This window comes from Acinetobacter sp. 25-47-130, assembly GCF_056779705.1.
On record NZ_JBWYII010000001.1, the window covers coordinates 166,729 to 191,484 of the forward strand.

A 24,756-nucleotide genomic window follows, 5' to 3' on the forward strand; every position below is an offset into this window, starting at 1 on the left:
TCAATTTATTGTCGCGCCAATCGAATTGGGCTTGGCATCCATGCAAAGTCCGATACACGACAAGGGTTAATGTCTAAACCACCACGGCGTGTATAAGTCGCATATACCATCAACTTTTCAGGATTAAAGTTTTCCCAAATATCTGCGTAGATTTGTTCAACGCATTGTTCGTGAAAGCCATTATGCTGACGATAGGAGATAATATAAGCTAAAATTGAACGATAACAAGGTTTTTTGCCACGATATCTTAAAAAAACTGTGCCCCAATCAGGCTGACCTGTGACTGGGCAGTTACTTCTTAATAAATGCGAATATAATTGAATTTCAACGATTTCTTCGGAAGACGCTGCATCGAGTTTAAGTAAGCTCGCATCAGGGTGGTTTTCAAGACGTTCAGGCTCATAATGGTCGATGCATATTCCTTCAGGCTGGGCAATATTCAACTGATCAACATCGAATAATTCAAGTCTGACTTCTGCATTGGCTGCTTTAGACAGATCACGCTCGACTGTCTCAATAAACTGATTTTGAGATTCAAATTGAGCAAAATTCAGACTATTGAAATATAGTTTAAGAGATTTGGACTCGATGAGATAAGGTGATGAAGCAGGAAGATGCATTCGACCAATTGCAACTTGAGGAATCCCTAACAGATTCAACCAAGAAATTTCAAAAATATGCCACCAATCAATTCCTTGTTGAATACCATCTACATGTGCGTACTTCGCTCGTGCTTCTGCGCGAGCAATTGGAAATAGCACCTCAGGTTGATATTCAGTTGGATAGTTGGTGTCTTTGCCTAAAAGAGATTGTTCAACGCTCATTATTCACGCATTCCTGAACCACGGGAGAGTAGGTGATAAGCGACCGCATATAGCACGGCGCAACACGCTGTGATTACTAATAAAGAGATAGATACATTTACATCGCTATGGCCAAGAATTCCATAACGGAATGCATTGACCATATATACGACAGGGTTAATCAAAGATAGATTTTGCCAAAATGGACTTAATGCAGAAATTGCATAGAATACCCCACCTAAATAGGTCAACGGAGTTAAAACAAAAGTGGGAATAATCGAAATATCATCAAATGACTTTGCATAGACCGCATTAATAAATCCACCTAATGCAAACAGTAGTGACGTAATCAGAACGGTATAAATTGTGACGAACCAGTTGGTAATATATAAGTCAGTAAAAAATAAACTCATCGCAGTCACAATGATAGCAACCAATAAGCCTCGAGCAACACCACCAAGCACATAACCCCAAAGTACGGCATGTAATGGCACAGGACTCATGATCAGTTCTTCAATACTTTTTTGAAATTTAGAACTAAAAAAGCTTGATGAAACGTTGGCATAACTATTAGTAATGACAGCCATCATAATTAGACCAGGTACTATGAACTGCATGTAGGTAAAGCCACCCATTTCCCCAATTCTTGAACCAACTAGATTTCCAAAAATCACAAAATACAGTGACATGGTAATTGCTGGTGGTAACAATGTTTGTGGCCAAATGCGCATAAATCTACGAATTTCCTTATGGATAATCGTATATAAAGCTACAGCGAGTTGGTTAAAATTCATTGCGCAGCTCCATCAAGATTCTTTTCGACCATTTTGACGAATAACTCTTCTAAACGATTTGATTTATTACGCATACTTCGAACTTGAATGTTCTGTGATTCTAGAAGTTGGAAAAGATCATTCATGCTATGTGCTTTATCAAGCGTAATTTCTAAGGTCACTGGATCAACCAAATTAAATTTCACACCAATAATGTCAAGTTGTATCGGTTCTATAGGTTCAGCCAAATCAAAAATGAAAGATTCTTCATTTAATTGATTTAAGAAGTTCTTCATGGTGGTGTCTTCTTTAATGACGCCACGATCAATAATTGCAATTTTGCGACACAGTACTTCTGCTTCTTCTAAATAATGTGTTGTGAGAATGATAGATGTACCTTTCTGATTCATTTCTGTTAAGAAGTCCCACATCGAGCGACGTAGTTCAATATCAACACCAGCAGTCGGTTCATCGAGAATTAACAGTTTCGGATCATGCATCATTGCTCGGGCAATCATAAGGCGGCGTTTCATTCCCCCAGATAGCATACGTGCTTGAGTAGAACGTTTTTCCCATAAACCTAATTTGGTCAGATACTCCTCTGCACGAGTTTCAGCAACTTTTTTTGGAATGCCGTAATAACCTGCTTGTGTGACTAAAATATCGAAAGTCTTTTCAAATTGCGCAAAGTTAAACTCTTGAGGGACTACACCCAAGCATTGTTTAGCTTGAGAAGGATGTGTATCGAGGTTATGACCAAAAATCTCGACAGTTCCTGCAGTTTTTTTTGTAAGAGAGCTGATGATGCCAATAGTGGTTGATTTACCTGCACCATTAGGGCCTAGAAGTGCATAAAATTCACCTTCTGGAACATCTAAATTAATTCCTTTTAGTGCTTGAAAACCATTTCGATAGGTCTTCGACAAATCCCTTAAGGTCAATGCATCAGTCATGAATATCTCGAATGGTGAAAAGTTGAGATATTGTGAGTGATCTTGAAAAATAAACCAAGCTTTGTAATCAGAATTCTCTGTTTTGATGTTGAAACGCTGTATAAAGCATGAGCACTAAAAATTGGAAAGATATATAGTTGCTTTACCTTAGAGTTTTTTTTGTTATGATGTGCGCACTTCCTAAAATGCGCTCATAGCTCAACTGGATAGAGTACAGGTCTCCGAAGCCTGTGGCGTGGGTTCGAGTCCCGCTGAGCGCACCATTTCTTTTATGTTTTTCAAACAAAACATAGCCTGTTAATTAAAATATTTTTAGTAAATTTTTATCAAAAATTAATGATTAATCTGAATTGTTAATATGAGTCGATTGAATCATGAAATCCCCCAATACTGACAAATAAAAATATATTAATTATCAAAATAAAAATAAAAACGCAAAATAAGTCACATAAAATTCAAATGACCTATCTTAAATTTGAATTGCAGCATTGCTGTATAAATCACATAAATTATGAATAATTCAAATAAGAGGCACAACAATGTACGAAGAAAAAGTTTTGATCCAAAATCGAATCTCGTGGGCGAGTATTTTCACTGGCGTTATTGTTGTATTAGCTATTTCAATTTTACTCTCATTACTTGGCGTTGCATTAGGATTTGCGCTCCTAGATCCACAATCTACCACTGATATTACAAATGGCTCAGGGATAGCAGTAAGCGTTTGGACAATTATTTCATTGTTAGTATCTTTGGCTATTGGTGGATTTGTTGCAGGTCACTTGGCTCAAGCTGATGGTGCAATCCATGGCTTTATTGTCTGGTCACTTTCATTGCTGTTAGGTATCTGGTTTGGTGCAATGACCATTAGCGGCGCGGCAAAAATTACTGGTAGTGCGATTAGTTCAGTCAGTAGTGTTGCGGGTAGTGTAGCATCAGGAATTGGTCAAGGTGGCGTTAATTAAACTCAGATCGGAGTTCAGGCTTTTGAGGAATTAGTTCCTTTACCAAAGCTTGAAATAGTGATGAAAAGATGTCAGAAGCATTACGCAAAACTGGGATCGAGGAACTGCAACCCGAATTCTTAAAAGCGCAGGGTGAATGGGCAAAGGAGCAAATTAAGGTTGCTGCAAAAGAGTTGGTGATTCATCCAGATAACAGTGATGCTATTATTCAAAAGTTATCAGAACAATTAAAAAATCGTGCACAATCTGTGACTGCTTCTATTAATAAGAATGAAGTCAGTGCTGCTTTAGCTAAAAATTCATCTCTAACTCCGCAAGAAGCGAATCAAGTTGTCAATAATTTCCTTATACAGCAGGATAAATTCTTTAATGATTTAGAGGCGAATATTCAATCTGCTAAATTGAAATATACTGAACTAAAAGATCAAGCACGTGAAAAAGCAGCTGATGCGACTAAAGCTGCTGCAAAAGCTGCTTTATGGTCATTTATTGGTTTATTGATTGGATTGATTGTGACGATTTTTGCTGGACGTTTCGGTGTAAATCATTCAAATAATCGTTCACGTCATTTGGCTTAATTCTGAGCTTGAAGTTAGAATTAAAAGTCGATCCATTTGGGTCGACTTTATTGAAGTAAGACTTTGTACATATTCGCGAAACTTATTCTTATCTATAAATAAAAAAATTCAATTGTATTTTTTTTATTCAGTTGTTGAAAAGTGTTAAAGTGACTTCACATCACGTATTGAAAGTATTAAATTAGAAATCAAAGTAGGTTGTAAACATTCAACGCTACTGACGAGTTGGACGGATCAATGACAGTTAGTTGAGTTCAGTTGAACAATAAATCTAACACTAGCCTTCCAACATAAAGCCCGCGTAAAGCGGGCTTTTTCATATCGAAATTATGCTTTAAACATGACCTCAACATCATATTTTCGAAATTCACTGAGCAGTTCTTGAATGATCGATCCACCCGTTTGTTCTGAAGCATTGAGCAGGACTTCTTTATTTTCAAGGCTATCAAAGCATTCTATGTAATTGATTTGCCATTGATGTTCTTGATCAGCTTGCTCAATGATAATACGTCGAGGCTGCAACGAGCCATCTGCTTGACGCGGAATAACATTGGTAATGGCGAGCTGGATTTTCTCCACCTGGTCATGGGCATGCAAGAAGGTGAGTACCCAATTTCCGACTTTTTTAAGATACATAGGATTATCTAAAGGATCAAATTCTAGAATTTGGCTGAGTTTAGACATAAGGCACCTATTTATACCGTTGTTGTATGATCGTATTAATATATTTATGACAAAGATGTTCTACTTCGCCTTAGTCTAACGGCGGATGAGGTGGGCAGTGTTGAATGAATAAAGATAATAAAAAATATTTAATTATCATGTAATTATATTATTTTAATTATTGGTGTAAATTTTAGTTTAATCGTTTAAAAGTATTAAAAAAAATAGTTAATTTCTCACTTTGAGCTTTAGGTTCAAAGTGAGAGTCATGAAATATTGCTTAAAGTGTATCAATTAAAGTTTTTTCTAAGGCTTTTTTTAAATAGGGATCCAAGTCTTCCTGTCTTAGTAACCATGAAACATAATCACTTGGAAGATCTACAATGGCTGTCCCACGATGTTTACCGAAGTTAATTGTACGAGGAATACGTGCATCTTCAGATACTTCATAGAGTTCTTCAATGTTTTGAATACCCAAATGATGAATAATGTGCATTAAGATATTTGCAGTCAAAATAATATCTGCGTCAGCTCGATGGGCACCTTTTAACATCTCTCTAGCTTTGCTACTGCCTTTACTAATCATATAAATTAAAGCAGAAATGTTGTGTGCTTCTGCATGAGGCCAAACTAGTCGAGAAAGAGCGAGTGTACAGATGGCTTTAATATGACTTGTTTCAACGCCGCATTGCTGAATAGCTCGAATATCATAATCAATATTATGACCAATAATATACGTCGTTTCTTGAGGTAACTCGAAGGTTTCGAAGTTGGGTTGATCTACTAAATCGCTTTCAAGAATATGATGAACCGCCATTGCAGCATAGGAAATTTTTTCGTCACCAATGCTATATAGTTGGTCAAAGATTTTTTCGCGATCAAGACTTAATTTGCCTTGTTCAATCTGAATAGGAGCATATGCAATTTCTATGGGCAAACCGTTCAATGTATGGGTTTCAGTATCCAAGATAATGGCTTGCATGCAAATGTCCAAGTAAATGATAAAGATGTAATTAATTTAACATTTTCAAATCTGAGCTCACAGTAATAAAGTCAATGAATTGTATAAATTATGCTGAATTGAACAAATTATGGGAATTATTTAGATAAGGTGCTCATTTAAAGAAATTTCGTTTTCTATGATATTGACGCTGCAAGTTTAGACTGTAGGTTGTTAAAAATAATTTTTAAAAATGAATAAATTTAAAAAGAATAGTCATAATTCAGATATTTGTTTTTATTAGTAATAGAGTGAACACACAAGAATTAATCAAATTTAATTGCAAACTGTTTAAACTTCATTCTCGAAATTTAACAAGTTCATGTTACAATACGCGCCAATCTTAGCACGGCTTAAAAGCCCTACATTAATAGGACCTCGCTAATGTTTGCCAATATCTCTATTGCTGACTTTGATCCAGAATTAGCTCAAGCTATTACGAGTGAAGATGCTCGTCAGGAAGCTCATATTGAGTTAATCGCTTCAGAAAACTATTGCTCTCCAGCAGTAATGGAAGCTCAAGGTTCAAAACTCACTAACAAATATGCAGAAGGCTACCCAGGCAAACGCTACTATGGCGGTTGTGAATATGTAGACGTGATTGAACAATTGGCAATTGACCGTGCTAAAGAACTCTTTGGTGCTGATTACGCGAACGTTCAGCCTCATGCTGGTTCTCAAGCAAACTCTGCAGTTTATCTAGCGCTTCTTAACCCAGGCGATACTGTTTTAGGTATGAGCTTAGCTCACGGTGGTCATTTGACTCACGGTGCTAAAGTTAGCTTCTCTGGTAAAACATATAATGCGATCCAATACGGTTTAAATCCAGAAACGGGTGAAATCGATTACGAAGAAGTAGAGCGTTTAGCTGTAGAACACAAGCCACGTATGATTGTTGCAGGTTTCTCTGCTTATAGCCAAATCGTTGATTGGCAGCGTTTCCGTGAAATCGCGGACAAAGTAGGCGCTTATCTATTCGTTGATATGGCTCACGTTGCTGGTCTCGTTGCTGCTGGTGTTTATCCAAGCCCAGTTCAAATTGCTGACGTAACTACAACGACGACTCATAAAACACTTCGTGGCCCACGTTCTGGTTTAATCCTTGCGAAAGCAAACGAAGAGATTGAGAAAAAACTTCAATCTGCTGTATTCCCAGGTAACCAAGGTGGTCCTTTAGTTCATGCTGTAGCGGCTAAAGCAATCTGCTTCAAAGAAGCAATGGCTCCTGAATACAAAGCATATCAACAACAAGTTGTGAAAAACGCGCAAGCAATGGCTGAAGTGTTAATCGAACGCGGTTATGATGTTGTTTCAGGTGGAACTAAAAACCACTTGTTCTTGTTGTCTCTCATCAAACAAGACATTACTGGTAAAGATGCTGATGCTTGGTTAGGTGCGGCTCACATCACTGTGAACAAAAACTCTGTGCCAAACGATCCACGTTCTCCATTCGTAACTTCTGGTATCCGTATCGGTACTCCAGCTGTAACAACTCGTGGTTTCGGTGAAGCAGAAGTACGTGAACTTGCAGGTTGGATCGCGGATATCTTAGATTCTAAAGGTGATGAAACTGTCATTAACGCTGTGAAAGCTAAAGTTGAGACTGTATGCGCTAAATTCCCAGTTTACGCAAAATAATCTTCGACTTGAGAAAAGCCCCCTCAAGGGGGCTTTTTTATTGAATGTTGAAATGTCAAATCTGTCATTTTTAGATAGTTCTGATATAACTGATGTATCTATTAATTATTCAATTGTAGTTATACATTTGAATTGGAGCAGAAAATGAGTCATCCAAATATTATTATTTCTGAACAGGATTTAAATCGTTTAGAAACCATGTTGGAACATCAGAAGCAGGTAACTCCAACGATGGAGCATTTAGAAAATGAGTTGGCTCGTGCTGAAGTCGTACAGCCTAAAGATATCCCTGCCAATGTAGTGACGATGAATGCTAGAGTACTGATAACGGTTGCACCGTCCACTGAATCTACAGAGATTGTGCTGGTATATCCCCATGACTTTAAAGGTGAAAAGGGGCAGGTTAATGTGATTGCACCTATTGGTGCAGCAATTCTAGGTTTGGCTGAAGGACAAGAAATTGAATGGCCTCAGCCTGATGGGCAAACAATGAAAGTGAAAATTGATAAAGTGCTCTATCAGCCTGAACGTGAGGGTATATATCTTTAACTAAAAAATAAAGCCTCTTGTGGAGGCTTTAAAGTTTATTATTTCATCGTGGTTTGTTGCATATATTTATTTAAATAAGTTTCGCGTATTTCTTTGCGCTGCTCGGCAGTCGTCGCGTTCATCATTTTTTTACGCAAATCATTTCGTTCACTTGAGCTCATCTGTTGCCAAGTTTCGCGCATTTGTATTTTTTCTTGTTCAGGCAGTTTAGTAAACCAATCCATTCTTTGTTGTAGAACAACACTTTGCTCTTCAGGAATTTCTTTCAAATTTTGATAGCGTTTAATCAGTGCTTTTTGTTCATCTTCAGAAAGCGATTCCCAAGATTCATTAAGTTCAGAATTATTGTCTTTCGAGAAGATCCAAAAACGTTCATAGCCTGCAAAACTGGTTTGTAAAAAACCTAATGTGCAGAGTGCAATCGCTAAGCCTTTAGCTGCCATGAGCTGATTTATCCTCACCAAAAACAGATAACATTTCTAGATCTTCCATCATTTGCGGAGAAAGTTTAGGGGTGACAATCACTTGTTGTGGGCTTGGAGCTTCTTCCAAATCAAACGCATTTGGAAGTACCACAAATCCTGTGATCGCGGCTGCTAATGCAAAACCAGTAACTTTCCAAGTCATAAACTGAGAAAATAAGGGTTTGTCTTTAATCTCATCAAGTACATGCTCCATCACGACCGCTTTATTGCGATGTTGTGATGCCAGTACATTCAATTTTTCAGTCACTTGTTTCGTAAATTCATCATGATTCATCCGATGATCCCCCGTCATTTGGGTTTAAGTGAGACAAAGCAGATCTTAAGCCCTGTATAGCTCGATGGTAATGGGTCTTTACACTGCCTTCTGAACAATTCATGATTTCGGCTGTGGTTTGTGTATCAAACCCTTCCCATGCTCTCAACATAAATGCTTGTTGTTGGCGAACAGGTAACTTAGAAATTGCATTTTGAATCTCCTCAACAGCCATCTCTTGTGCAAGAAATTGCAGCGGATTAGGTGTTGATTCATCCACAATATTGATGGTTTCGTCATCATCTTCATCGTGGTTATTTTTTTTAAATAACGAGAATGGAAAAGCCCGTCGAGATTCTTTACGACGCCAATCCTGAAGTTTGTTATTTAAAATGGTATAGAAAAGGGGATACCACTCTGCAGTGGATTTATCAGCATATGATTTATGCAAGGATATAAAAGCTTCTTGGACTAAATCCATGGCAATGCCATTGTGTCCTTGAGTTGCACTTTCCATCATCACCAATGCACGCCCAGTGACGTCTTGCATAAAATATTTAAGACGTTGTTCTGCCGTATTCAAAAGAACACTCGAATCTTCAGGCTTGACTTTTTTTGGTGCTAAATCCATAGAGATGGAAAATCCCGTCATTGGGTACCCACCATTATTTTCTAATCGTTACTTATATAACGTCAAAACATAATGGTAGGTTGACAATCTAAGCAACTATTTTTTAGCAGTTTAATAGATTTTTTTATTTTCAGTGACTTCGTTAATATATTTTAACGAATCATATCCGTTGGCGTACCATTTCAAAGAAACAAATCGATCCGGCAACTGCAACGTTTAATGATTCTTGACCACCCGGTTGGGGAATGGTAATTGCTGAAGCATGCGCTAGGGCATATTCCGAAACGCCTTGACCTTCATTGCCCAGTACCCATACGCAAGCTTGAGTTAAGTCTTTTGCATATAAACTTTCTGATTCATGTGAGCTCGTGACATACACGGGAATTTTGAATTGAGACAGCACATCTTCAAGCGCAACGTTTTCATAGGTTTTTAATGAAAAGTGCGCACCCATTCCTGCTCGTAATACGCGAGGAGACCACAAAGATGCTGAACCTTTGGTGCAAACAATTTGTTCAATACCTGCAGCCGCAGCTGAACGAAGTAATGTACCTACATTGCCTGGATCTTGAACATTTTCAAGAATTAAAGTGTCTTGAGTATAATCTAGAGCATCACGTTGAGTTGGTAAATCTACAATCGCTAAACATGCTAAGGTGGTTCCTAGCGTGCTAATGTCTTTATAGAGTGATTCACTAATAACAAACACTGAACCTGTATAGTGTTGTGCGATTTCGTCAAAATCGGCGTGTTCCATTGCTTTTTCAGTGGTAAAAATCGAATTCAATTTACGATTTTTTTCTAACCAAGCTAAGCACAAATGTGTGCCTTCTAGAACAGTTTGGCCTTGCTTTTTACGGTAACTATTTTGATCAATTAAACCACGTAAATGTTTAATTTTCGGGTTGTCTTTAGATTCTAAAAAGATGATGGCCATTCAGTTTGACTTCCATGAGAGCCTAAATCAATAGGCTCTCAATTGTAAATTATTGATGATAAGCAGTAACAAGCTCAACTTCATTTTTTGAACCAATGACGACTGGTACACGTTGGTGAAGTTCAGTCGGTTGGATTTCCATAATACGCACGCGACCTGTTGTCGAAGCACCGCCTGCTTGTTCCATGAGCATACTCATTGGATTTGCTTCATACATAAGACGTAAACGACCAGCTTTTTTAGGATCTTTGGTATCGTAAGGATATAAGAAGATCCCACTACGGCAAAGAATACGGTGGATATCACCCACCATGCAGGCAACCCAACGCATGTTAAAATCTTTTTCACGTACAGATGTTTTACCCGCTTGTAGCTCACCAATATAGCGTTGAACAGGTTCTTCCCAATGACGTTGGTTTGAAGCATTAATGGCGTATTCTTTTGTATCGGCATCCACTTGGATATTTTCAGTCGTCAACAGGAATGTTTTTGACTCTGGATCAAATGTAAAGAAAACAGTACCTGCACCAACGGTTAATGCCATCATAGTTGATGGACCATATAACACATAACCAGCTGCGACTTGTTCAGTGCCTGCTTGAAGGAAATCTTCTGCTTGTGTCACTGAATTTTTGGCAGGCAAGATAGAGAAGATGGTGCCAACACACATATTGATATCGATATTACTTGAGCCATCTAGTGGATCGAATAAAACTAAATACTTACCGTTCTCTTGTGCTGGGGTAAACTCATCGAGTTCTTCAGAAGCTAAACCGCCTACATTTTCGTTGTTTTTTAGCGCATCAATTAAATAGTCATTTGAAATAACATCTAATTTTTTTTGCGCTTCACCTTGTACGTTTTCATTACCAGCACTACCTAACACACCCGCTAAGGCACCCTTTTGCAATGCTGAATCGATGGTTTTACACGTTTCAGCAATTGTTTCAATCACATTAGAGAGTTCAGGCGTTAGATTTCCTTGTTGTTGTGCAAGATATTGTGACAAGGTGAGGTATGACATTACAAGGACGCTCCTAAAAGCTTTAAAAGAATAAAATTTGGATCTTGGGCTATTTTAGATGAGTTCAGTGCAAAATAGAAATTATCCTGCGTTATTTGTGGTGATTTTGCACTTGCCAGAGTTTTAGAACATGGTATGTTGATAGGGGGATGATTTTAAAAGGAGCTTTAAAATGAGCATTCAAAAGTTTGAAGCAACTCCAACGCCAGGTGAGGCAATCGACTTAAACGAAATTAGTTCAGAGAGTTCCAAGGAAGCATGGAAACAGTACGAGGCTAAACCTGAATATAAAGAGTTTAATAAGCATGACATGATTGAGTCTATGCAAGTGCCCATGCCAGACTCGCAAAGGTCTTAAACCTGATATAAAAAAAGCGCTCGAATTGAGCGCTTTTTTTTGCATTCATTAGCGAAGAAGTGGTGGCACTGCTTCATAATTGAGTTCTACACGACGGTTTTCTTTCCATGCAGCTTCATTGTTACCTGTATTAATTGGCATTTCTTTACCATAACTCACAGCTTCGAGTTGGTTTGGATTTACACCATTTGTAACCAAATAACTTTCAACTGCTTTGGCGCGTCGCTCACCCAAAGCCATATTGTATTCACGCGTTCCACGTTCATCGGTATGACCAGTTAATGCGATTTTAGAGTTTGCATTTGCCAATAAAAATTGTGCATGTGCTTGGAGGGTTTGATAGTCCTCAGTAGATAGCTCACTGCTGTCATAATCAAAGTGAACAACACGTTTAGCCAAGAAAGCTTTATTGGCTTCAGTTACCCCTTTAGCAGAAGCACCCGTTAAGTTTTGAGCATTTAATGCTGCATCTTCACTGAGACCAGTCGTATTCACAGAGGTGGACGTTGATGGTGGTGTCATCGTAGTGGTATCTGTAGTTGCTGGTTTACGGCTTGCGCAACCCGTCATTACTAAACTTACAGCAATGAGTGGAAGAGCAAACGTTTTAATCGCGTTCATGTTCATCTCCTTGAAAGATTAAATTCGATTATTTAGGTGCCCAAGCAGGTTCACGAACTTCACCTTGTTCGCTAGGTAGGTTCATGCGGAAGCGACCGTCTGTAGACATAATCGATAACAATCCACGGCTGCCTTCACGTGTCGCATACACGACCATTTGACCATTTGGTGAAAAGCTTGGTGATTCATCTAAACTGGTTGGCGTTAAAATGTTCGTGATTCCAGTTGAGATTTCTTGAATTGCTACCTTATAGTTGCTGCCTGAAGGGCGATGTACTAAAGCAACATATTTACCATCGGCACTTAAACTTCCACGTGCGTTGAATGCTCCGCGGAAAGTCAAACGTTTTGTTGAACCATCAGCAAATGTGTAATGATAGATCTGTGCTGAACCACCACGGTCTGAGGTAAAGATAAAACCTTTACCATCTGGGGTATAGCGAGCTTCTGTATCAATTGCTGTATTATTTGTCATACGCTTCACTTGGCGCGTATTTAAATCCATTTGATAAATTTCAGGGTTGTCATGCATTGAAGCAGTGAACAACATGCTTTTACCATCAGGGGAAAAACTTGGCGCACCGTTTAAGCCACGGAAGCCAGCTAATTTTTCACGTTGTCCAGTCGCTAAATCTTGAACATAGATCGCTGGACGTTTGGTTTCGAATGAAACATAAGCGATTTTTTTGCCATCAGGCGTCCAAGCAGGGGATAAAATTGGATCGCGCGAACTCAATACAGTGCGTGGTTGTTCGCCGTCCGTATCTGCGATTTGTAAAGTGTAGCGATTATCAGGAGTCGCAGGATTTCGCAAAACATAAGCGATGCGACCACTAAAGTCACCAGGAATACCTGTTAATGCTTGGTAAATCGCATCACTAATCATATGTGCTGCAGATCGAATGCGTGATGGTGGTACAGTTAATAGTTCATTGAGCAAATATTGTTGTTTTTGGACATCATAGAGTTGGTAATGAACAGCCAATGAACCATCAGGATTGGTTTTAACTTCACCATTCACAACATAAGGTACGCCTGCAGATTGCCAAGCAGCACCATTGGCTTGATTGATGGTTGCTGTTGCAGGTAAATTTTTAGATGAACTGGTAAAGCGACCTGAACGGTTTAAATCTTGCTCTACAACAGGGTATAAGCGTTGATCACCTACGAATGGCACGATAGCAATTTTGGGTGCTTCTTCAGGTGCTTTAGCAATTTCAAGATGAAGCTGTGCATAAGAGGTCGTAATGAGAGCAGGGCTAAATGCTGCCAAAATTGCTAAACCGAGAAGATGTTTTGAGATCATTTTCATGAGAGGTCACGTACTCAAGATACTAATTTTTCGAATATTCTAGCTTTTTAGCATATAGCTCCGTACCGAATCTATATAAAGCGTGTAATTATCCGCAATTCATGAAAAAACCTTTCGACGAATCGAAAGGTTTTTTTATTATTTCACGGTGAATGAAGAAGTGAAACTACGAGCTTCACGCCTTGCATCAGGATCGGATGGCATCGGATATGGTGCTGCTGCACGAACAGCCTGTTCGACACTGGCTTTGACATCTGGATCTGATGCATTGACGATGACCGAAGTCACAGAACCACTGTCAGATAATGTCACGCGTGCTGTCGCTTTTTGACCTGAAGAGCCTATTGGCATTCTCCAAGCACCTTTAATTTTTTGCTCAAAGTCTCTTTTTGCTGAAGAAGCGATGCGTTTAGATTCAGCTTTTTTGTTGGCTGCTTCTTGTCTAGCTTTTTCAGCGGCAGATTCTCGAGCTTCAGCTTCGGCACGTTCTTTGGCTTCAGCGTCTGCTTTTCTTTGTGCTTCCTGACGAGCTTTAGCATCAGCCTCTTGTTTAGCTTTGGCATCAGCTGCAGCCTTAGCTTTACGATCAGCATCCTGTTTGGCTTTTGCATCTGCTTCCGCTTTAGCTTTACGATCAGCATCTTGTTTGGCTTTGGCTTCCGCAGCAGCTTTGGCTTTCCGATCGGCTTCTTGTTTGGCTTTAGCATCGGCCTCTGCCTTAGCTTTCCGGTCAGCTTCTTGCTTAGCTTTGGCTTTAGTTGCCTCAGCTTTAGCTTTACGATCAGCTTCTTGTTTCGCTTTTAAAGCCGCATCAGCTTTCGCCTTTTGTTGTTGTTCCTGTTTTGCGTTTTGTTCTGCTGCTTTGGCTTTTTGGGCGGTCTCTTGTTTAGCTCTAGCATCGGCCTCAGCTTTAGCTTTACGATTCGCTTCTTGAGTCGCTTGACGTTGTGCTTCAGCCGTTGCTTTACGTTCTGCTTCTTGTTGAGCTTTAACCGCAGCCGCTTGCTCAGCTTTACGGTCGGATTTTGGCTCTTCGACTTTTGGTTGCGCTGGAGGAGGTACAGCAGGCGCAACAGGAATCACAGGAGCATTTTTAATAGGCTCATTGGTCTGTTGAACATTTTCTTGAACGTTCTGGTGCGCTGTATCTGAATGATCAGATTCAACCAATGGCGTGGGTTCAGGTGGTACAAGATCTTCAGGTTTCACTAAAACTGTTTTAACAGTTTTAGTTGGCTCAGGAGGTTGAGTCAATCCAAGGAATAATAAGCCTGTGATCGCAATCACATGGACCACAACAGTGAATCCGATTGCAATTTTCTTTTCTTTTGAAAAGCGGGAGTTAGATTCTTTCATAGCTTATTGAATCGGTTTGGTCAGCAAGCCAACTTGATTGATCCCTGCATCTTGTAAGTTAGACATGAGCGTCATCACCTCACCATAAGGTCGAGTATTATGACCATTGATGACGACACTAAATTGTTTATTCTCACGTTCAGCAATTTGTTGTGCATCACGAAGTGTCTGTTGTAATTCTTGCAAGCTCAGTGGACTTGGTTGGCTACCCTTGTATTCTAAAAAGTATTGTCCTTGTTGATCTAAAGTCACCATAGCTGGTGCATCCTTAGATTCAATCGGTACACTGTTTGCTTCAGGTAAATCAACTTTTATGCCACTTGTGATCATTGGTGCGGTCACCATAAAAATCACTAAAAGTACTAACATGACATCAATATAAGGAACTACATTCATGTCACTGTTAAGTGGCTTTTTGATGCGTTGGAAACGCCCTGAGCGACGAACGGCCATTTATTCAACTTCCTGTGTAGAACCCACAGAACGACGTTGTAAAAGCGCCACCATTTCTTCAGCAAACAAGGAACGATCTGAGTAAATTTCTTCACTTTTGGCCGTATAGTGGTTGAATGCAAGTACTGCAGGAATCGCAGCAAATAAACCAATAGCAGTCGCAATGAGGGCTTCCGCGATACCTGGTGCGACAGTTGCTAGCGTCACTTGATCGACTTGGGCTAAGCCGATAAAAGCATTCATGATGCCCCAAACTGTACCAAATAAACCAACATAGGGTGCAACTGAACCAATACTCGCAAGCGCACTGAGACCTTGTTCCATACGGCTCTGATCTCGGCTTAAACCCACCCCAAGAATACGCTCTGTGCCATCAATGACTTGTGCTATTTCTGCTTTGGTTTTTTTGAGTTTGAGAAACTCTGCAAAACCAAGATAAAAAACATCTTCCAAACCTTCACGCTTAGAGTTGACTTGAGCATTGTTATATAAGGTGTTGAGTTCTGCACCAGACCAAAAAATCTTCTGAAAATGATCATCGCCTTGGCGAGCTTTTTTAAACGTCATATGTAACTTGGCAATAAGGTACCAGCTAAAGAGTGAAGCTAGTACCAACACCAGCATGACCAGTTGTACGACTGGACTCGCTTGAAGAATTAAATCTGTGACGTGAAGTGAAGATTCGAGTTGTGTTGCCATAGTTACATGTGCCAATCATATTTTTATGCGTGGGCTAATTCTTTTTCGATTAGATCACGGATTTCATTTGGAATTCTCAGCGGTTTCATTTCGGCGCTAATACACGCCAATTCTACTTCCCCTGAAGCTAGCATGATTTCACCACGATAAATATTTTGTTGCAATACAAAAGACGTTGCTTTACACGAAACTACACTTGCTGTAACAGTAATTAAGTCATCCATTAATATTGGACGTGAATATTTAAGCGCTAATTTATGCACGACAAAGTTGTAATCTTTTTGATGCCAGTAATGTGAAATCCCTGAAGCGCGTAACCATTCTGTACGTGCGCGTTCCATAAAGCGAATATGATTGGCATGATAAACAATGCCTCCTGCATCTGTATCTTCAATATACACTCGGATTTGAAATTCAAATTTGTTCGCCATACAGGTGTTCCATTACTTTAAATAGTCCAGTGTTTTGCAACATTCTTGACAAAGAATGCGAAACGCTGATTTGTTCAATGTTTGAAAGGCTTGAAGTTTAGCACTCCATTTTTACAGACCAATGGCACAAGATTTCAAAAATAGCTGTAGATTGGGCGAAATATTTTAAGATGAAAATGCAGATTTAATTGAATTTTAATCATGTTTGGCATAGGGATTGATTAAATAAATTCACATGAAATTTATAGTTGGATTTGAGTGCATGTTAAAAAAGTTAGCTTTATCGATTTCGATTGCTACATCAATATTAAGTTTTTCGACTTTTAGTTCGGCTGAAGATTTTAAAATTTTAAAACAGATTGAAAGCAAGCCAATTTTACTAAAAAAAGGGGAATATGCTGGACACTATTATATTCCAAGCACACTCAATACTATTCAATGGGGTTATCTACCGAATAAAGATGCTAAGCCAGTTTTAACGGTTCCATCGGGGAGTCATGTGACTTTTGATACAGTGTCACATGAAGATTTATTAGAGGATCAAGGGCGTGATGCTGAAAAATACTTTACATTTAAAGGTGTTAAAAAAGAGCACATTTTAGATGAAGCGAAATTGATCACCCGCTCTAATTTAAAGCATGATTTCCATAAAGATGGTCCACACATTATTACTGGTCCGATCTACGTTGAAGGTGCAATGCTGGGAGACGTGCTTAAAGTTGAAATATTGAAAATAGAACCACGTGTTCCTTATGGTGTTATTTCGAACCGCCATGGTAAAGGTACATTGCCTGAATTCCCTAAACGACAAAAACATGATCATGCTTCGCCAGAAAATCCAGATGCTTATGGCAATGTTTCAGTATTTACACCCATTGCTCAAAATAAAGAGGGTGTATGGGAGGGGGTGATTCAAACAGAATCTGGTAAAGCGATTCGTTTTCCATTAAATCCGTTTATGGGAACAATGGGTGTTGCACCGAATACCAGCGAACCTGTTCACTCAGTTCCACCCTCATTTTATGGTGGAAATATTGATATTAATGATTTAACTGCTGGGGCAACCGCTTATTATCCTGTTCAAGTTCCAGGTGCATTATTCTACACAGGTGATAGTCATTTCGTTCAAGGCGATGGTGAGGTTGCATTAACTGCTTTAGAAGGTTCAGCGCGTGCAACGTTTAAAATTAGTGTGTTAAAAGCGGGTAAAGATCATATTCCAGGTAAGCAACTTTCTCAGCCATTAGGTGAAAATGGTGAGTTTTGGATCATGCCTGGTTTAGATGAAGATTTGGATGAAGCAATGCGTAAATCTACGCGTGAAGCAATCAATTTCTTAGTAAATGAATATGGCATAAGTGAAGAAATTGCATATGCTTATCTCAGCGCTGCGACTGATTTTGAAGTTTCTCAAGTTGTAGATAAAACCAAAGGCATCCATGCGATGATTCGTAAAGCAGATTTTAAAGAGTTCATCGAGCAGAAATAAATTTTTGAAATAAAAAAATCCTCCATCAAGGAGGATTTTTTTTGACTGCTGGAGTGTATCTTTGATGCCATGAATGAACTCCCTTCATTCTCAACTCCTTTATAAATTCATGTATATGTGAGAATTAGAGTTAATTTAGTGAAAACATGAATTTTTTTACTTAGAAAATAAAATATTTTTATAAAAAAACATGTAGTTAAATTTTGGCACGCTCCTTGAGAAGTATCTGGTGGCTTAGATAGGACATTTAAGCATAAGGATAATTTAAGAACACTGGAGACGTTTCATGGATAATTTAAGTATTTTAACAAAAGGTGTGGACACCTTCGTGACGGTCGTTGGTGCAGGGTTTACTGGACTTTATGCCTTATTCAAACTGCGTGATCAGATGAAAGTTCCAGTACGCGTTTTTGAAAGTGCACCGGATGTCGGTGGAACTTGGTACTGGAATAATTATCCCGGTGCACGTTGTGATATTGAGAGTGTGCATTATTCCTATTCATTTGATGAAAAATTACAGCAAGAATGGACCTGGAGTGAGAAATTTGCAGCCCAGCCAGAAATTCTACGATATCTCAATCATGTGGCAGATCGCTTTGACCTGAGAAAGTACATCACCTTCAATACCAAAGTCACGTCTGTGGTCTGGAATGAACAAGAAAAAAATTGGACAGTAACGACCAATCAGGGTGAAGTCATTAAATCTCGTTTCTTTATTTCTGGTGTAGGGACATTGTCCGTGCCGAAAAAACCGGAATTCCCAGGTGTAGAAAACTTTAAAGGTCCAACACTGATTACCGGCAACTGGCCAAAACAACCAATCAGCTTGAAAGGCAAACGTGTTGGTGTAATTGGCACTGGTTCTACGGGTATCCAGCTTATTACGGAAATTGCCAAAGAAGTCGGTGAGTTATATGTGTTCCAGCGTACACCAAACTACTCCACTCCATTGGGTAATGGGCCTACTCAGGCAGAGGAAGATCTCGAGAACAAGGCCAAATATACTTGAATCAGACATAATGCCCGCAATCATTTCCTGGGGGTACCTTATAACGAAGTACAGCCTTCAGCACTGGCAGTTTCCGAAGAAGAACGTTTAAAAGTTTATGAAGACCGTTACCAGCGTGGTGGTTTCCGTCTGTTTATTGATAGTTATCAGGATATCTTGTTTGATCCGAAAGCCAATGAAACTGTATCCGAGTTTATTCGTCAAAAAATTCATGCTCGTGTGAAAAGGCCAGAAGTAGCAGAATTGTTGGCACCTAGAGATTATTGCTATGGCACAAAACGACCACCCATGGAAAGTGGATATTACGAAGTATTTAACCAGGACAATGTGCATTTAATTGACGTTAAACAAACTCCAATTTCCCGTATTGATGAGAATGGCGTTGTGGTTGGTGATCAGTTGCATGAGGTGGATGTCTTGATTCTGGCGACCGGTTTTGATGCCATGACTGGACCATTATTTGCGTTAGGGATCCAAGGAAAGAACCATGAAAAACTGACTGAAAAATGGAAAGAAGGACCACGTACCTATTTGGGGCATACCATGAGTGGATTCCCGAATTTATTTCTTGTGACAGGTCCACAAAGTCCCTCAGTGGTATATAACATGCCTTTAGCGATTGAAGATCATATTGACCTTGCGACAGGCATTATCCAACACATGATTGATCATCAGCTTCTTGAAGTTGATGCAGATGCTCAAGCGGAAGAAGAATGGGTGAATCATGCCAATGAGCTGGCTCAGGCAAGTCTGCTACCAAATACGGATTCTTGGTATATGGGTGCCAATATTCCCGGAAAACCACGCCGTTGCCTGGTGTATTTAGGTGGAGCACCGAAGTATCGTGCGATTTGTGATGAGATGATTGCTAAAGGTTATCAGGGTTTTCATTTTAAAGCAGGCGATCCTAACAGTACTTTACTTCAACAAGTGTCTTGATCGGTCAGGAGAATTCATATGCCAATTACTCAAGAAATTGCAACTCTACTCGGTCAGATCCAAGAAGCAGGAGTGAAACCTTTTCATCAAAGTCAGGTAGATGAAGTGCGTGCAGTAGTTGAATCATTCCACAACATGCAAAAGCCGGTCGAGGTGAAAACCAAAACGACCGATGTTGAGTACCGCACAGGAACTTATCTGCGCATTTATCAGCCAGAACTTGCAGGAAAAACACTCCCTGTGCTGGTGTATTATCATGGAGGTGGCTTTGTCGCTGGTTCGCTGGCTGTAGCCGATGAAACTTGCCATGTGCTGGCGCAAATGAATCAACATATTGTGGTGTCAGTGGATTACCGTTTGGCGCCTGAGCATCCGTTTCCAGCCGCACATGAAGATGCCAGACAGGGATTGGAGTGGGTGTTTCAACATATTCAAGAATATGGCGGTGACGAGAATCAAATCTCAGTCATAGGTGACAGTGCAGGAGGGAATCTTGCAACGACATCTGCGTTATGGGCTGTATCACAGGATATGAAGATTGCCAAACAGATCTTAATATATCCAGTGATACAGCCTGAGATGGATTCTGCCTCAAGAAATGATGAAAATGGTTATCTAATTTCGCAACAGGATATGGACTGGTTCTGGAAAAATTATCAGATCCAAGATGGGCAGTCTATTCAATATTCACCTTTACAGTATGACAATTTATCCGCTGCGCCAGAAACTTTAATTGTGACCACCGAATATGAAGTATCGCGGGATGATGCGGAATATTATGGATTCCGTTTAATCGAACAAGGTATAACCACCACCATCAAGCGTATTCGGGGTGGTGTACATGGTATTTTCTGGCTATCTGCAGTCGTGCCTGAACACCAGACGATTCGGGAGGAAATTGCTCGATTTTTAAAGAAATAACTCCCATTCAAAACCAGCCAGTGAATGGCTGGTTTTCACATTCAAAGCGCATTAATCTTATCGATATGTGCTTGATATGCTCGATGAGATTGAAGAATGAATCAAAGGAGCAAAACGTAGTGTTTTGTAGTTTTGTCATCTTTGACACTGTATTTCTAAATTGGCGATCTATACACTGACCTAGAAACGCCTGCTTATTTATAAAAATAATAATATATTCAAACAGTTCAGGAAATTTGAAATTAATTGAGGGATGGAGTAATACTCAATGAAAAATTATATGGATATATCGGTTAGCGATTTTATTAGTAAAAATTTCTTTTGAAAGTGAGGACGGTAAAATCTGGTTCGATGGAGATCGATCACTTCTCTTTAATGCGAATAGTTTGTATACACTGAAGCATTTTTTAATTGATGAATATGGGATTGATCTAGCTAAAAAAGTTATCTATCGCTGGGGTTATGAAATTGGTAGTGAAGATGCTGTGCGAGCGCTCAAACTGCGCGCAGATGATCAGTTGTCAGCTTTTGTGGCCGGACCTCAACTGGCCAAGATTCGTGGCATGGTAAATGTTGATATTGAGACGCTGGATTTCAATCCCAAGCAGAACAAGTTTAAAGGTATATTCAAATGGAATGACTCCTATGAAGCCTATGCACAAATTAAGAACAGGTCTTACTCGACACACTGTTGCTGCTGGTGGTTGACGGGCTATTCCAGTGGTTATACCTCAAAATTTTTAAATGCTCCCTTTCATTATGTCGAAACACATTGTGTTGCCAAAGGAGATGAGTGTTGCCGGATTGAAAGCCATGAAGGTCAGGACCGTCATTTTGGATTGAAATCTGAATATTTCATTGAAACTATTAAACCATTATTTTCCAACAGCTACTTTGATGCCATAGGAAAATCCAAGACCTTTGCCAGAGTGTGCCAGTTATTGCTCAAGGCAGCAGAGTCGGATATTACGGTATTGCTACAAGGCAGTACAGGGGTTGGGAAAGAAGCATTTGCGCGTGGTATCCATCAGAATAGTGCCCGTAAAGATAAAGAATTTGTCGCAATTAACTGTGCCTGTCTGCCAGAGCAACTGATTGAAGCGGAATTGTTTGGTAGTAATAAAGGCGCATTTACCGGGGCGACTGAAAACCGCATTGGTAAATTTGAACGGGCAGATGGGGGCACCATTTTCCTGGACGAAATTATCGAGCTATCCCCTAAAGCACAGGCGTCTTTGCTTCGTGTTTTGCAAACTGGAGAGTTTGAACGGGTGGGGGATACCAAGACTCGCAAGACCAATGTCAGGGTGGTGGTCGCTTGTAATGAAAGTCTGAAAAAAGCAGTAGATGAAGGACGTTTCCGCAGTGATTTATATTACCGGCTTGCCACTTATCCGGTATTAATCCCATCATTGAAGGAGCGTCGGGAAGACATTAATTTACTGCTGGAATATTATATTCGGTTCTTTGAAAAGCAGTACGAGAAGACCTTCAACGGATTTAGTGACCGGGTTTATGCTTTCTTCAATAGTTATGAGTGGCCGGGGAATATCCGCGAACTGCGAAATATTGTGGAACGGGCAGTGCTATTGTCCAATGATGCGCCATTGGACTTAGAAGACCTGATGTTGGAAGATAATGTAATTCAGAGCTTTGTTAGCCAACATAAGCAGAAAGTGAATGGCATCAAAGGCATTGCTACTCATAGTGATCTGGATCAGTTCATTGAAAATCTGATGCACAATTCAGAACAGCTAGATATTGAATATGTCGAAGCCACGATTTTACAAACAGCTTTGCAAAAGTATCGCGGCAACGTGTCGAAAGCTGCACGTTATTTGAATATGACACGAAGTGCACTGGAATACCGATTAAAAAAGCACGCAGTAATATAAGTTGAGGGTGTTTGGGTATGAAATATAGAGCCTTAGGATAAGGCCCTATATTTCTTTAAGCGATAATCCAATGTTGCCCGGCTAATGCCGAGTAAACGTGCTGCTTCGGAGACATTGTTCTGACTCTGTTGCATGGCTTGTACAATAATCTGCTGTTCGTAATGCTCCAATGAAAAGTCAGGAGTAAATAGTTCTGCAATTTTTTGTGAATTAAATGATTTGGAAGGGAATGTTTCCCGATAGTTATTTGCCTCAGCGGCTACAACATCGGGAAATAAATCGCGTAGTTTAATCTCTTGTTGATCATCTGTGAGTAGTGCTGCGCGTTCCAGCACATTCTCTAATTCACGGATATTGCCTGGCCAATTATAATTTATAAAGAAATGTTTGGCTTTGTCACTCAGTCCTTTAAATTTTTTGTCATATATATTTTCAAAGCGTTTAAGAAAATGACTGACCAGCAGGGGAATGTCCTCCCGCCGTTCACGTAATGGCGGAATACGTACCGGAAAAATGTTTAGGCGAAAATACAGATCGGCACGGAATCGACCCTCTTTGACAGCTAATTCTAGATCTTCATTGGTAGCAGCTACCACTCTAACATCGACTTTTCGGGTCTGATAATCGCCTACACGCTCAAATTCACCTTCTTGCAGCATTCGTAATAAGGCTGCTTGGGCACGAGGGGATAACTCAGCCAGTTCATCCAGAAAAATCGTACCTTGATGGGCACGTTCAAATTTACCTATTCGTTGACTGACTGCTCCTGTGAAAGCCCCCTTTTCTACGCCAAAGAGCTCAGCTTCAATGAGGTCATGTGGGATACAAGCACAGTTAACTGCGATAAAAGGCTTATCTTTACGTGGACTTGCATAGTGAATACCTCGTGCAAAAGCCTCCTTACCAACACCTGTTTCCCCAGACAGGAGTACGGCCACTTTACTGCCAGCCGCTTTTTTGAGGAGGTCACAGACATTGCGGTAAGCCGCAGATTCTCCGACCGCATTAAACATGCTGTAGTCGACCTCGGCACGAGTATAAATATCGTGTTTTAGCTGATTCAATTCAGCGCGTAATGCAATGATTTCGTCCGATATAGGGTCAGGAGACATAAATTGTACAAGTTCTTCAGCATTTTCCCATTCAGTTAAGGGTTTACCAATGATCTGACAATGATCATGACCTTGGGCAATACATTGGGTTTCCTGATAAATAATGGTTTGTCCCATGACATAGCTGCTATATCCACAAGCATAACCAAGTTGTAGCCAGCAAGCAGGTTCATCGGATTTACCAAATTCGCTCAGGTGAACTTCACCTTCAAAGGAATGTCGCCAGTTAAAGTCGGCATAGAACTCATGGTTGCGATGGCTCAGCTGAAGTGTATTGACTTCGACCTGTACCATCCCACGAATACCATGCATTTGTGGTCCTGCCATAAAAGCCTCTGTTTCATTGAGGTCTGGACGAAGTTGTGCAGTGGCTTCGGCATCTCTCATACCAGCCTGATAACCACAACGAATAAAGAACCTTTTGGCTGGCTCATAACCCAGCATATCGTGCAAGTCTTTGCGTAGAAAACCAAAAATATCGGTATGTAGCAACAACATACGATTTTCTTCAAACCAAATCTGACCATGAGCGGCATCGAACTTAATCCGGTCAATCAGGTCCTGAATATCTTGTTGTGGCTTCAAAAATGGCTGCATGCGCAATGTCCTTCATTTTATTCTGTGCTCAATATCCTATGAAGCACTTTTTCATTACTTGTGTACTAATAACGAACTCAAAATTTATACATATCATCATACTGTACATAAAGTGCATGAAAATGCCAGATGGATATTTATAAAAAAAGAGTTGAAAATAGTCTTTCATCATTTGATAAATATTTTTTTAATTGTGTTCATCATTTGATGAAATCAAAATTCAAAAAAAAGACATTAAATACAATAAATATTATATAAATCAATATCTTAAAAAGTTGGCACACTAATTGATATATGTATGTGGAAGGAAGTTTG

At 39.7% G+C, this 24,756-nt stretch carries 27 protein-coding genes and 1 tRNA gene; 11 read left to right on the forward strand and 17 right to left on the reverse strand.

The genetic code is table 11. The features are described from left to right. Nucleotides 1-5: 5 nt before the first annotated feature. From queF to AC1M83_RS00800, 3 genes are read right to left on the reverse strand one after another with little or no spacing between them, the layout of a single operon-like run. Complete coding sequence (queF, locus tag AC1M83_RS00790) at nucleotides 6-824, reverse strand: NADPH-dependent 7-cyano-7-deazaguanine reductase QueF (RefSeq protein WP_481588474.1); 819 nt, start codon at nucleotides 822-824, stop codon at nucleotides 6-8. Continuing rightward, nucleotides 824-1,597, reverse strand: coding sequence for an ABC transporter permease (locus AC1M83_RS00795; protein WP_092766033.1), 774 nt, complete (start codon nucleotides 1,595-1,597; stop codon nucleotides 824-826). The genes queF and AC1M83_RS00795 overlap by 1 nt, the downstream gene beginning before the upstream one ends. Continuing rightward, nucleotides 1,594-2,529 (reverse strand): ABC transporter ATP-binding protein, encoded by a 936-nt coding sequence (locus AC1M83_RS00800; protein WP_180027530.1) that lies wholly within the window; start codon nucleotides 2,527-2,529, stop codon nucleotides 1,594-1,596. Before AC1M83_RS00800 ends, AC1M83_RS00795 begins: the two co-directional genes overlap by 4 nt. A gap of 187 nt (nucleotides 2,530-2,716) precedes the next feature. On the opposite strand from AC1M83_RS00800, the gene AC1M83_RS00805 reads away from it, so the two are divergent. From AC1M83_RS00805 to AC1M83_RS00815, 3 genes are all read left to right on the forward strand, one after another. Continuing rightward, nucleotides 2,717-2,792 (forward strand) — tRNA-Arg (locus tag AC1M83_RS00805). A 276-nt stretch (nucleotides 2,793-3,068) separates the two neighbouring features. Then, complete coding sequence (locus tag AC1M83_RS00810) at nucleotides 3,069-3,491, forward strand: hypothetical protein (protein ID WP_481589748.1); 423 nt, start codon at nucleotides 3,069-3,071, stop codon at nucleotides 3,489-3,491. Nucleotides 3,492-3,559: 68 nt separating this feature from the next. Beyond that, entirely contained in the window at nucleotides 3,560-4,069 is a 510-nt protein-coding gene (locus AC1M83_RS00815) for a hypothetical protein (RefSeq protein WP_481589749.1), read from the forward strand. Between the two features lie 327 nt (nucleotides 4,070-4,396). Here AC1M83_RS00815 and AC1M83_RS00820 read toward each other — a convergent pair whose 3' ends face one another. Beyond that, complete coding sequence (locus tag AC1M83_RS00820; RefSeq protein WP_481589750.1) at nucleotides 4,397-4,753, reverse strand: hypothetical protein; 357 nt, start codon at nucleotides 4,751-4,753, stop codon at nucleotides 4,397-4,399. A 259-nt stretch (nucleotides 4,754-5,012) separates the two neighbouring features. Beyond that, on the reverse strand, nucleotides 5,013-5,714 hold the full coding sequence (locus AC1M83_RS00825) for a putative quorum-sensing-regulated virulence factor (RefSeq protein ID WP_481589751.1): 702 nt from the start codon (nucleotides 5,712-5,714) through the stop codon (nucleotides 5,013-5,015). A 402-nt stretch (nucleotides 5,715-6,116) separates the two neighbouring features. Between AC1M83_RS00825 and glyA the strand changes: the two genes are divergently transcribed. Both glyA and rnk read left to right on the forward strand, forming a co-directional pair. Continuing rightward, nucleotides 6,117-7,370 carry a serine hydroxymethyltransferase gene (gene glyA, locus AC1M83_RS00830; RefSeq protein ID WP_035265704.1) on the forward strand — a complete coding sequence of 418 codons (1,254 nt, stop codon included), beginning with the start codon at nucleotides 6,117-6,119 and terminating at the stop codon, nucleotides 7,368-7,370. Nucleotides 7,371-7,514: 144 nt separating this feature from the next. Beyond that, a complete protein-coding gene (rnk, locus tag AC1M83_RS00835; protein WP_481588470.1) occupies nucleotides 7,515-7,919 on the forward strand; it encodes a nucleoside diphosphate kinase regulator in 405 nt (134 codons plus the stop codon). A gap of 38 nt (nucleotides 7,920-7,957) precedes the next feature. Here the strand turns inward: rnk and AC1M83_RS00840 are convergent, their stop codons facing one another. The 5 genes from AC1M83_RS00840 to AC1M83_RS00860 form a co-directional block, all read right to left on the reverse strand. After that, the gene (locus AC1M83_RS00840) at nucleotides 7,958-8,362 is read right to left on the reverse strand and encodes a DUF3106 domain-containing protein (protein WP_481588469.1); all 405 of its coding nucleotides are present in this window, start codon (nucleotides 8,360-8,362) and stop codon (nucleotides 7,958-7,960) included. Next, nucleotides 8,352-8,678 carry a hypothetical protein gene (locus tag AC1M83_RS00845; RefSeq protein ID WP_035265708.1) on the reverse strand — a complete coding sequence of 109 codons (327 nt, stop codon included), beginning with the start codon at nucleotides 8,676-8,678 and terminating at the stop codon, nucleotides 8,352-8,354. Before AC1M83_RS00845 ends, AC1M83_RS00840 begins: the two co-directional genes overlap by 11 nt. After that, the gene (locus tag AC1M83_RS00850) at nucleotides 8,668-9,288 is read right to left on the reverse strand and encodes an RNA polymerase sigma factor (protein WP_171260669.1); all 621 of its coding nucleotides are present in this window, start codon (nucleotides 9,286-9,288) and stop codon (nucleotides 8,668-8,670) included. Before AC1M83_RS00850 ends, AC1M83_RS00845 begins: the two co-directional genes overlap by 11 nt. Before the next feature lie 160 nt (nucleotides 9,289-9,448). Further along, nucleotides 9,449-10,225 carry a TrmH family RNA methyltransferase gene (locus AC1M83_RS00855; protein ID WP_035265712.1) on the reverse strand — a complete coding sequence of 259 codons (777 nt, stop codon included), beginning with the start codon at nucleotides 10,223-10,225 and terminating at the stop codon, nucleotides 9,449-9,451. A gap of 49 nt (nucleotides 10,226-10,274) precedes the next feature. Further along, nucleotides 10,275-11,249 (reverse strand): class 1 fructose-bisphosphatase, encoded by a 975-nt coding sequence (locus tag AC1M83_RS00860; RefSeq protein WP_180027536.1) that lies wholly within the window; start codon nucleotides 11,247-11,249, stop codon nucleotides 10,275-10,277. 172 nt (nucleotides 11,250-11,421) lie between these two features. On the opposite strand from AC1M83_RS00860, the gene AC1M83_RS00865 reads away from it, so the two are divergent. Further along, complete coding sequence (locus AC1M83_RS00865) at nucleotides 11,422-11,607, forward strand: NF038105 family protein (RefSeq protein ID WP_035265716.1); 186 nt, start codon at nucleotides 11,422-11,424, stop codon at nucleotides 11,605-11,607. A gap of 48 nt (nucleotides 11,608-11,655) precedes the next feature. Here AC1M83_RS00865 and pal read toward each other — a convergent pair whose 3' ends face one another. The 6 genes from pal to ybgC form a co-directional block, all read right to left on the reverse strand. After that, nucleotides 11,656-12,228, reverse strand: a complete 573-nt coding sequence (pal, locus tag AC1M83_RS00870) for a peptidoglycan-associated lipoprotein Pal (RefSeq protein ID WP_035265718.1) — start codon at nucleotides 12,226-12,228, stop codon at nucleotides 11,656-11,658. A 28-nt stretch (nucleotides 12,229-12,256) separates the two neighbouring features. Continuing rightward, the gene (gene tolB / locus AC1M83_RS00875) at nucleotides 12,257-13,540 is read right to left on the reverse strand and encodes a Tol-Pal system beta propeller repeat protein TolB (protein ID WP_179998402.1); all 1,284 of its coding nucleotides are present in this window, start codon (nucleotides 13,538-13,540) and stop codon (nucleotides 12,257-12,259) included. Between the two features lie 138 nt (nucleotides 13,541-13,678). Continuing rightward, nucleotides 13,679-14,896, reverse strand: a complete 1,218-nt coding sequence (tolA, locus tag AC1M83_RS00880; protein ID WP_481589752.1) for a cell envelope integrity protein TolA — start codon at nucleotides 14,894-14,896, stop codon at nucleotides 13,679-13,681. A 3-nt stretch (nucleotides 14,897-14,899) separates the two neighbouring features. Continuing rightward, the gene (tolR, locus tag AC1M83_RS00885) at nucleotides 14,900-15,349 is read right to left on the reverse strand and encodes a protein TolR (protein ID WP_481589753.1); all 450 of its coding nucleotides are present in this window, start codon (nucleotides 15,347-15,349) and stop codon (nucleotides 14,900-14,902) included. Then, nucleotides 15,350-16,048: a protein TolQ gene (gene tolQ / locus AC1M83_RS00890; RefSeq protein WP_481589754.1), complete on the reverse strand. Its 699-nt coding sequence runs from the start codon at nucleotides 16,046-16,048 to the stop codon at nucleotides 15,350-15,352. Nucleotides 16,049-16,071: 23 nt separating this feature from the next. Further along, on the reverse strand, nucleotides 16,072-16,479 hold the full coding sequence (ybgC, locus tag AC1M83_RS00895) for a tol-pal system-associated acyl-CoA thioesterase (protein ID WP_035265725.1): 408 nt from the start codon (nucleotides 16,477-16,479) through the stop codon (nucleotides 16,072-16,074). A 262-nt stretch (nucleotides 16,480-16,741) separates the two neighbouring features. Between ybgC and AC1M83_RS00900 the strand changes: the two genes are divergently transcribed. The 5 genes from AC1M83_RS00900 (at nucleotide 16,742) to AC1M83_RS00920 (ending at nucleotide 22,732) form a co-directional block, all read left to right on the forward strand. Next, nucleotides 16,742-17,968 carry an acetamidase/formamidase family protein gene (locus AC1M83_RS00900; protein WP_481589755.1) on the forward strand — a complete coding sequence of 409 codons (1,227 nt, stop codon included), beginning with the start codon at nucleotides 16,742-16,744 and terminating at the stop codon, nucleotides 17,966-17,968. Nucleotides 17,969-18,254: 286 nt separating this feature from the next. Beyond that, nucleotides 18,255-18,977 (forward strand): flavin-containing monooxygenase, encoded by a 723-nt coding sequence (locus AC1M83_RS00905; RefSeq protein ID WP_481589756.1) that lies wholly within the window; start codon nucleotides 18,255-18,257, stop codon nucleotides 18,975-18,977. A 156-nt stretch (nucleotides 18,978-19,133) separates the two neighbouring features. After that, nucleotides 19,134-19,916, forward strand: a complete 783-nt coding sequence (locus AC1M83_RS00910; protein ID WP_481589757.1) for an NAD(P)/FAD-dependent oxidoreductase — start codon at nucleotides 19,134-19,136, stop codon at nucleotides 19,914-19,916. A gap of 12 nt (nucleotides 19,917-19,928) precedes the next feature. Further along, entirely contained in the window at nucleotides 19,929-20,837 is a 909-nt protein-coding gene (locus AC1M83_RS00915) for an alpha/beta hydrolase (protein ID WP_481590052.1), read from the forward strand. A 314-nt stretch (nucleotides 20,838-21,151) separates the two neighbouring features. Next, on the forward strand, nucleotides 21,152-22,732 hold the full coding sequence (locus AC1M83_RS00920; RefSeq protein WP_481590053.1) for a sigma 54-interacting transcriptional regulator: 1,581 nt from the start codon (nucleotides 21,152-21,154) through the stop codon (nucleotides 22,730-22,732). Between the two features lie 32 nt (nucleotides 22,733-22,764). Here AC1M83_RS00920 and mobR read toward each other — a convergent pair whose 3' ends face one another. Next, on the reverse strand, nucleotides 22,765-24,441 hold the full coding sequence (gene mobR, locus AC1M83_RS00925; protein ID WP_481589758.1) for a phenol degradation transcriptional regulator MobR: 1,677 nt from the start codon (nucleotides 24,439-24,441) through the stop codon (nucleotides 22,765-22,767). Between the last annotated feature and the right edge of the window lie 315 nt (nucleotides 24,442-24,756).

Bases quoted from the DNA above. Each gene is read 5' to 3' on its own strand.
- ybgC (WP_035265725.1), bottom strand. From the start codon at position 16,479: ATGGCGAACAAATTTGAATTTCAAATCCGAGTGTATATTGAAGATACA.
- AC1M83_RS00820 (WP_481589750.1), bottom strand. From the start codon at position 4,753: ATGTCTAAACTCAGCCAAATTCTAGAATTTGATCCTTTAGATAATCCT.
- rnk (WP_481588470.1), top strand. From the start codon at position 7,515: ATGAGTCATCCAAATATTATTATTTCTGAACAGGATTTAAATCGTTTA.
- AC1M83_RS00810 (WP_481589748.1), top strand. From the start codon at position 3,069: ATGTACGAAGAAAAAGTTTTGATCCAAAATCGAATCTCGTGGGCGAGT.
- AC1M83_RS00855 (WP_035265712.1), bottom strand. From the start codon at position 10,225: ATGGCCATCATCTTTTTAGAATCTAAAGACAACCCGAAAATTAAACAT.
- AC1M83_RS00865 (WP_035265716.1), top strand. From the start codon at position 11,422: ATGAGCATTCAAAAGTTTGAAGCAACTCCAACGCCAGGTGAGGCAATC.
- tolA (WP_481589752.1), bottom strand. From the start codon at position 14,896: ATGAAAGAATCTAACTCCCGCTTTTCAAAAGAAAAGAAAATTGCAATC.
- tolB (WP_179998402.1), bottom strand. From the start codon at position 13,540: ATGAAAATGATCTCAAAACATCTTCTCGGTTTAGCAATTTTGGCAGCA.
- AC1M83_RS00850 (WP_171260669.1), bottom strand. From the start codon at position 9,288: ATGGATTTAGCACCAAAAAAAGTCAAGCCTGAAGATTCGAGTGTTCTT.
- queF (WP_481588474.1), bottom strand. From the start codon at position 824: ATGAGCGTTGAACAATCTCTTTTAGGCAAAGACACCAACTATCCAACT.
- tolR (WP_481589753.1), bottom strand. From the start codon at position 15,349: ATGGCCGTTCGTCGCTCAGGGCGTTTCCAACGCATCAAAAAGCCACTT.
- pal (WP_035265718.1), bottom strand. From the start codon at position 12,228: ATGAACGCGATTAAAACGTTTGCTCTTCCACTCATTGCTGTAAGTTTA.
- AC1M83_RS00815 (WP_481589749.1), top strand. From the start codon at position 3,560: ATGTCAGAAGCATTACGCAAAACTGGGATCGAGGAACTGCAACCCGAA.
- AC1M83_RS00825 (WP_481589751.1), bottom strand. From the start codon at position 5,714: ATGCAAGCCATTATCTTGGATACTGAAACCCATACATTGAACGGTTTG.
- AC1M83_RS00860 (WP_180027536.1), bottom strand. From the start codon at position 11,249: ATGTCATACCTCACCTTGTCACAATATCTTGCACAACAACAAGGAAAT.
- AC1M83_RS00795 (WP_092766033.1), bottom strand. From the start codon at position 1,597: ATGAATTTTAACCAACTCGCTGTAGCTTTATATACGATTATCCATAAG.
- AC1M83_RS00900 (WP_481589755.1), top strand. From the start codon at position 16,742: ATGTTAAAAAAGTTAGCTTTATCGATTTCGATTGCTACATCAATATTA.
- AC1M83_RS00800 (WP_180027530.1), bottom strand. From the start codon at position 2,529: ATGACTGATGCATTGACCTTAAGGGATTTGTCGAAGACCTATCGAAAT.
- mobR (WP_481589758.1), bottom strand. From the start codon at position 24,441: ATGCAGCCATTTTTGAAGCCACAACAAGATATTCAGGACCTGATTGAC.
- glyA (WP_035265704.1), top strand. From the start codon at position 6,117: ATGTTTGCCAATATCTCTATTGCTGACTTTGATCCAGAATTAGCTCAA.
- AC1M83_RS00905 (WP_481589756.1), top strand. From the start codon at position 18,255: ATGGATAATTTAAGTATTTTAACAAAAGGTGTGGACACCTTCGTGACG.
- AC1M83_RS00845 (WP_035265708.1), bottom strand. From the start codon at position 8,678: ATGAATCATGATGAATTTACGAAACAAGTGACTGAAAAATTGAATGTA.
- tolQ (WP_481589754.1), bottom strand. From the start codon at position 16,048: ATGGCAACACAACTCGAATCTTCACTTCACGTCACAGATTTAATTCTT.
- AC1M83_RS00840 (WP_481588469.1), bottom strand. From the start codon at position 8,362: ATGGCAGCTAAAGGCTTAGCGATTGCACTCTGCACATTAGGTTTTTTA.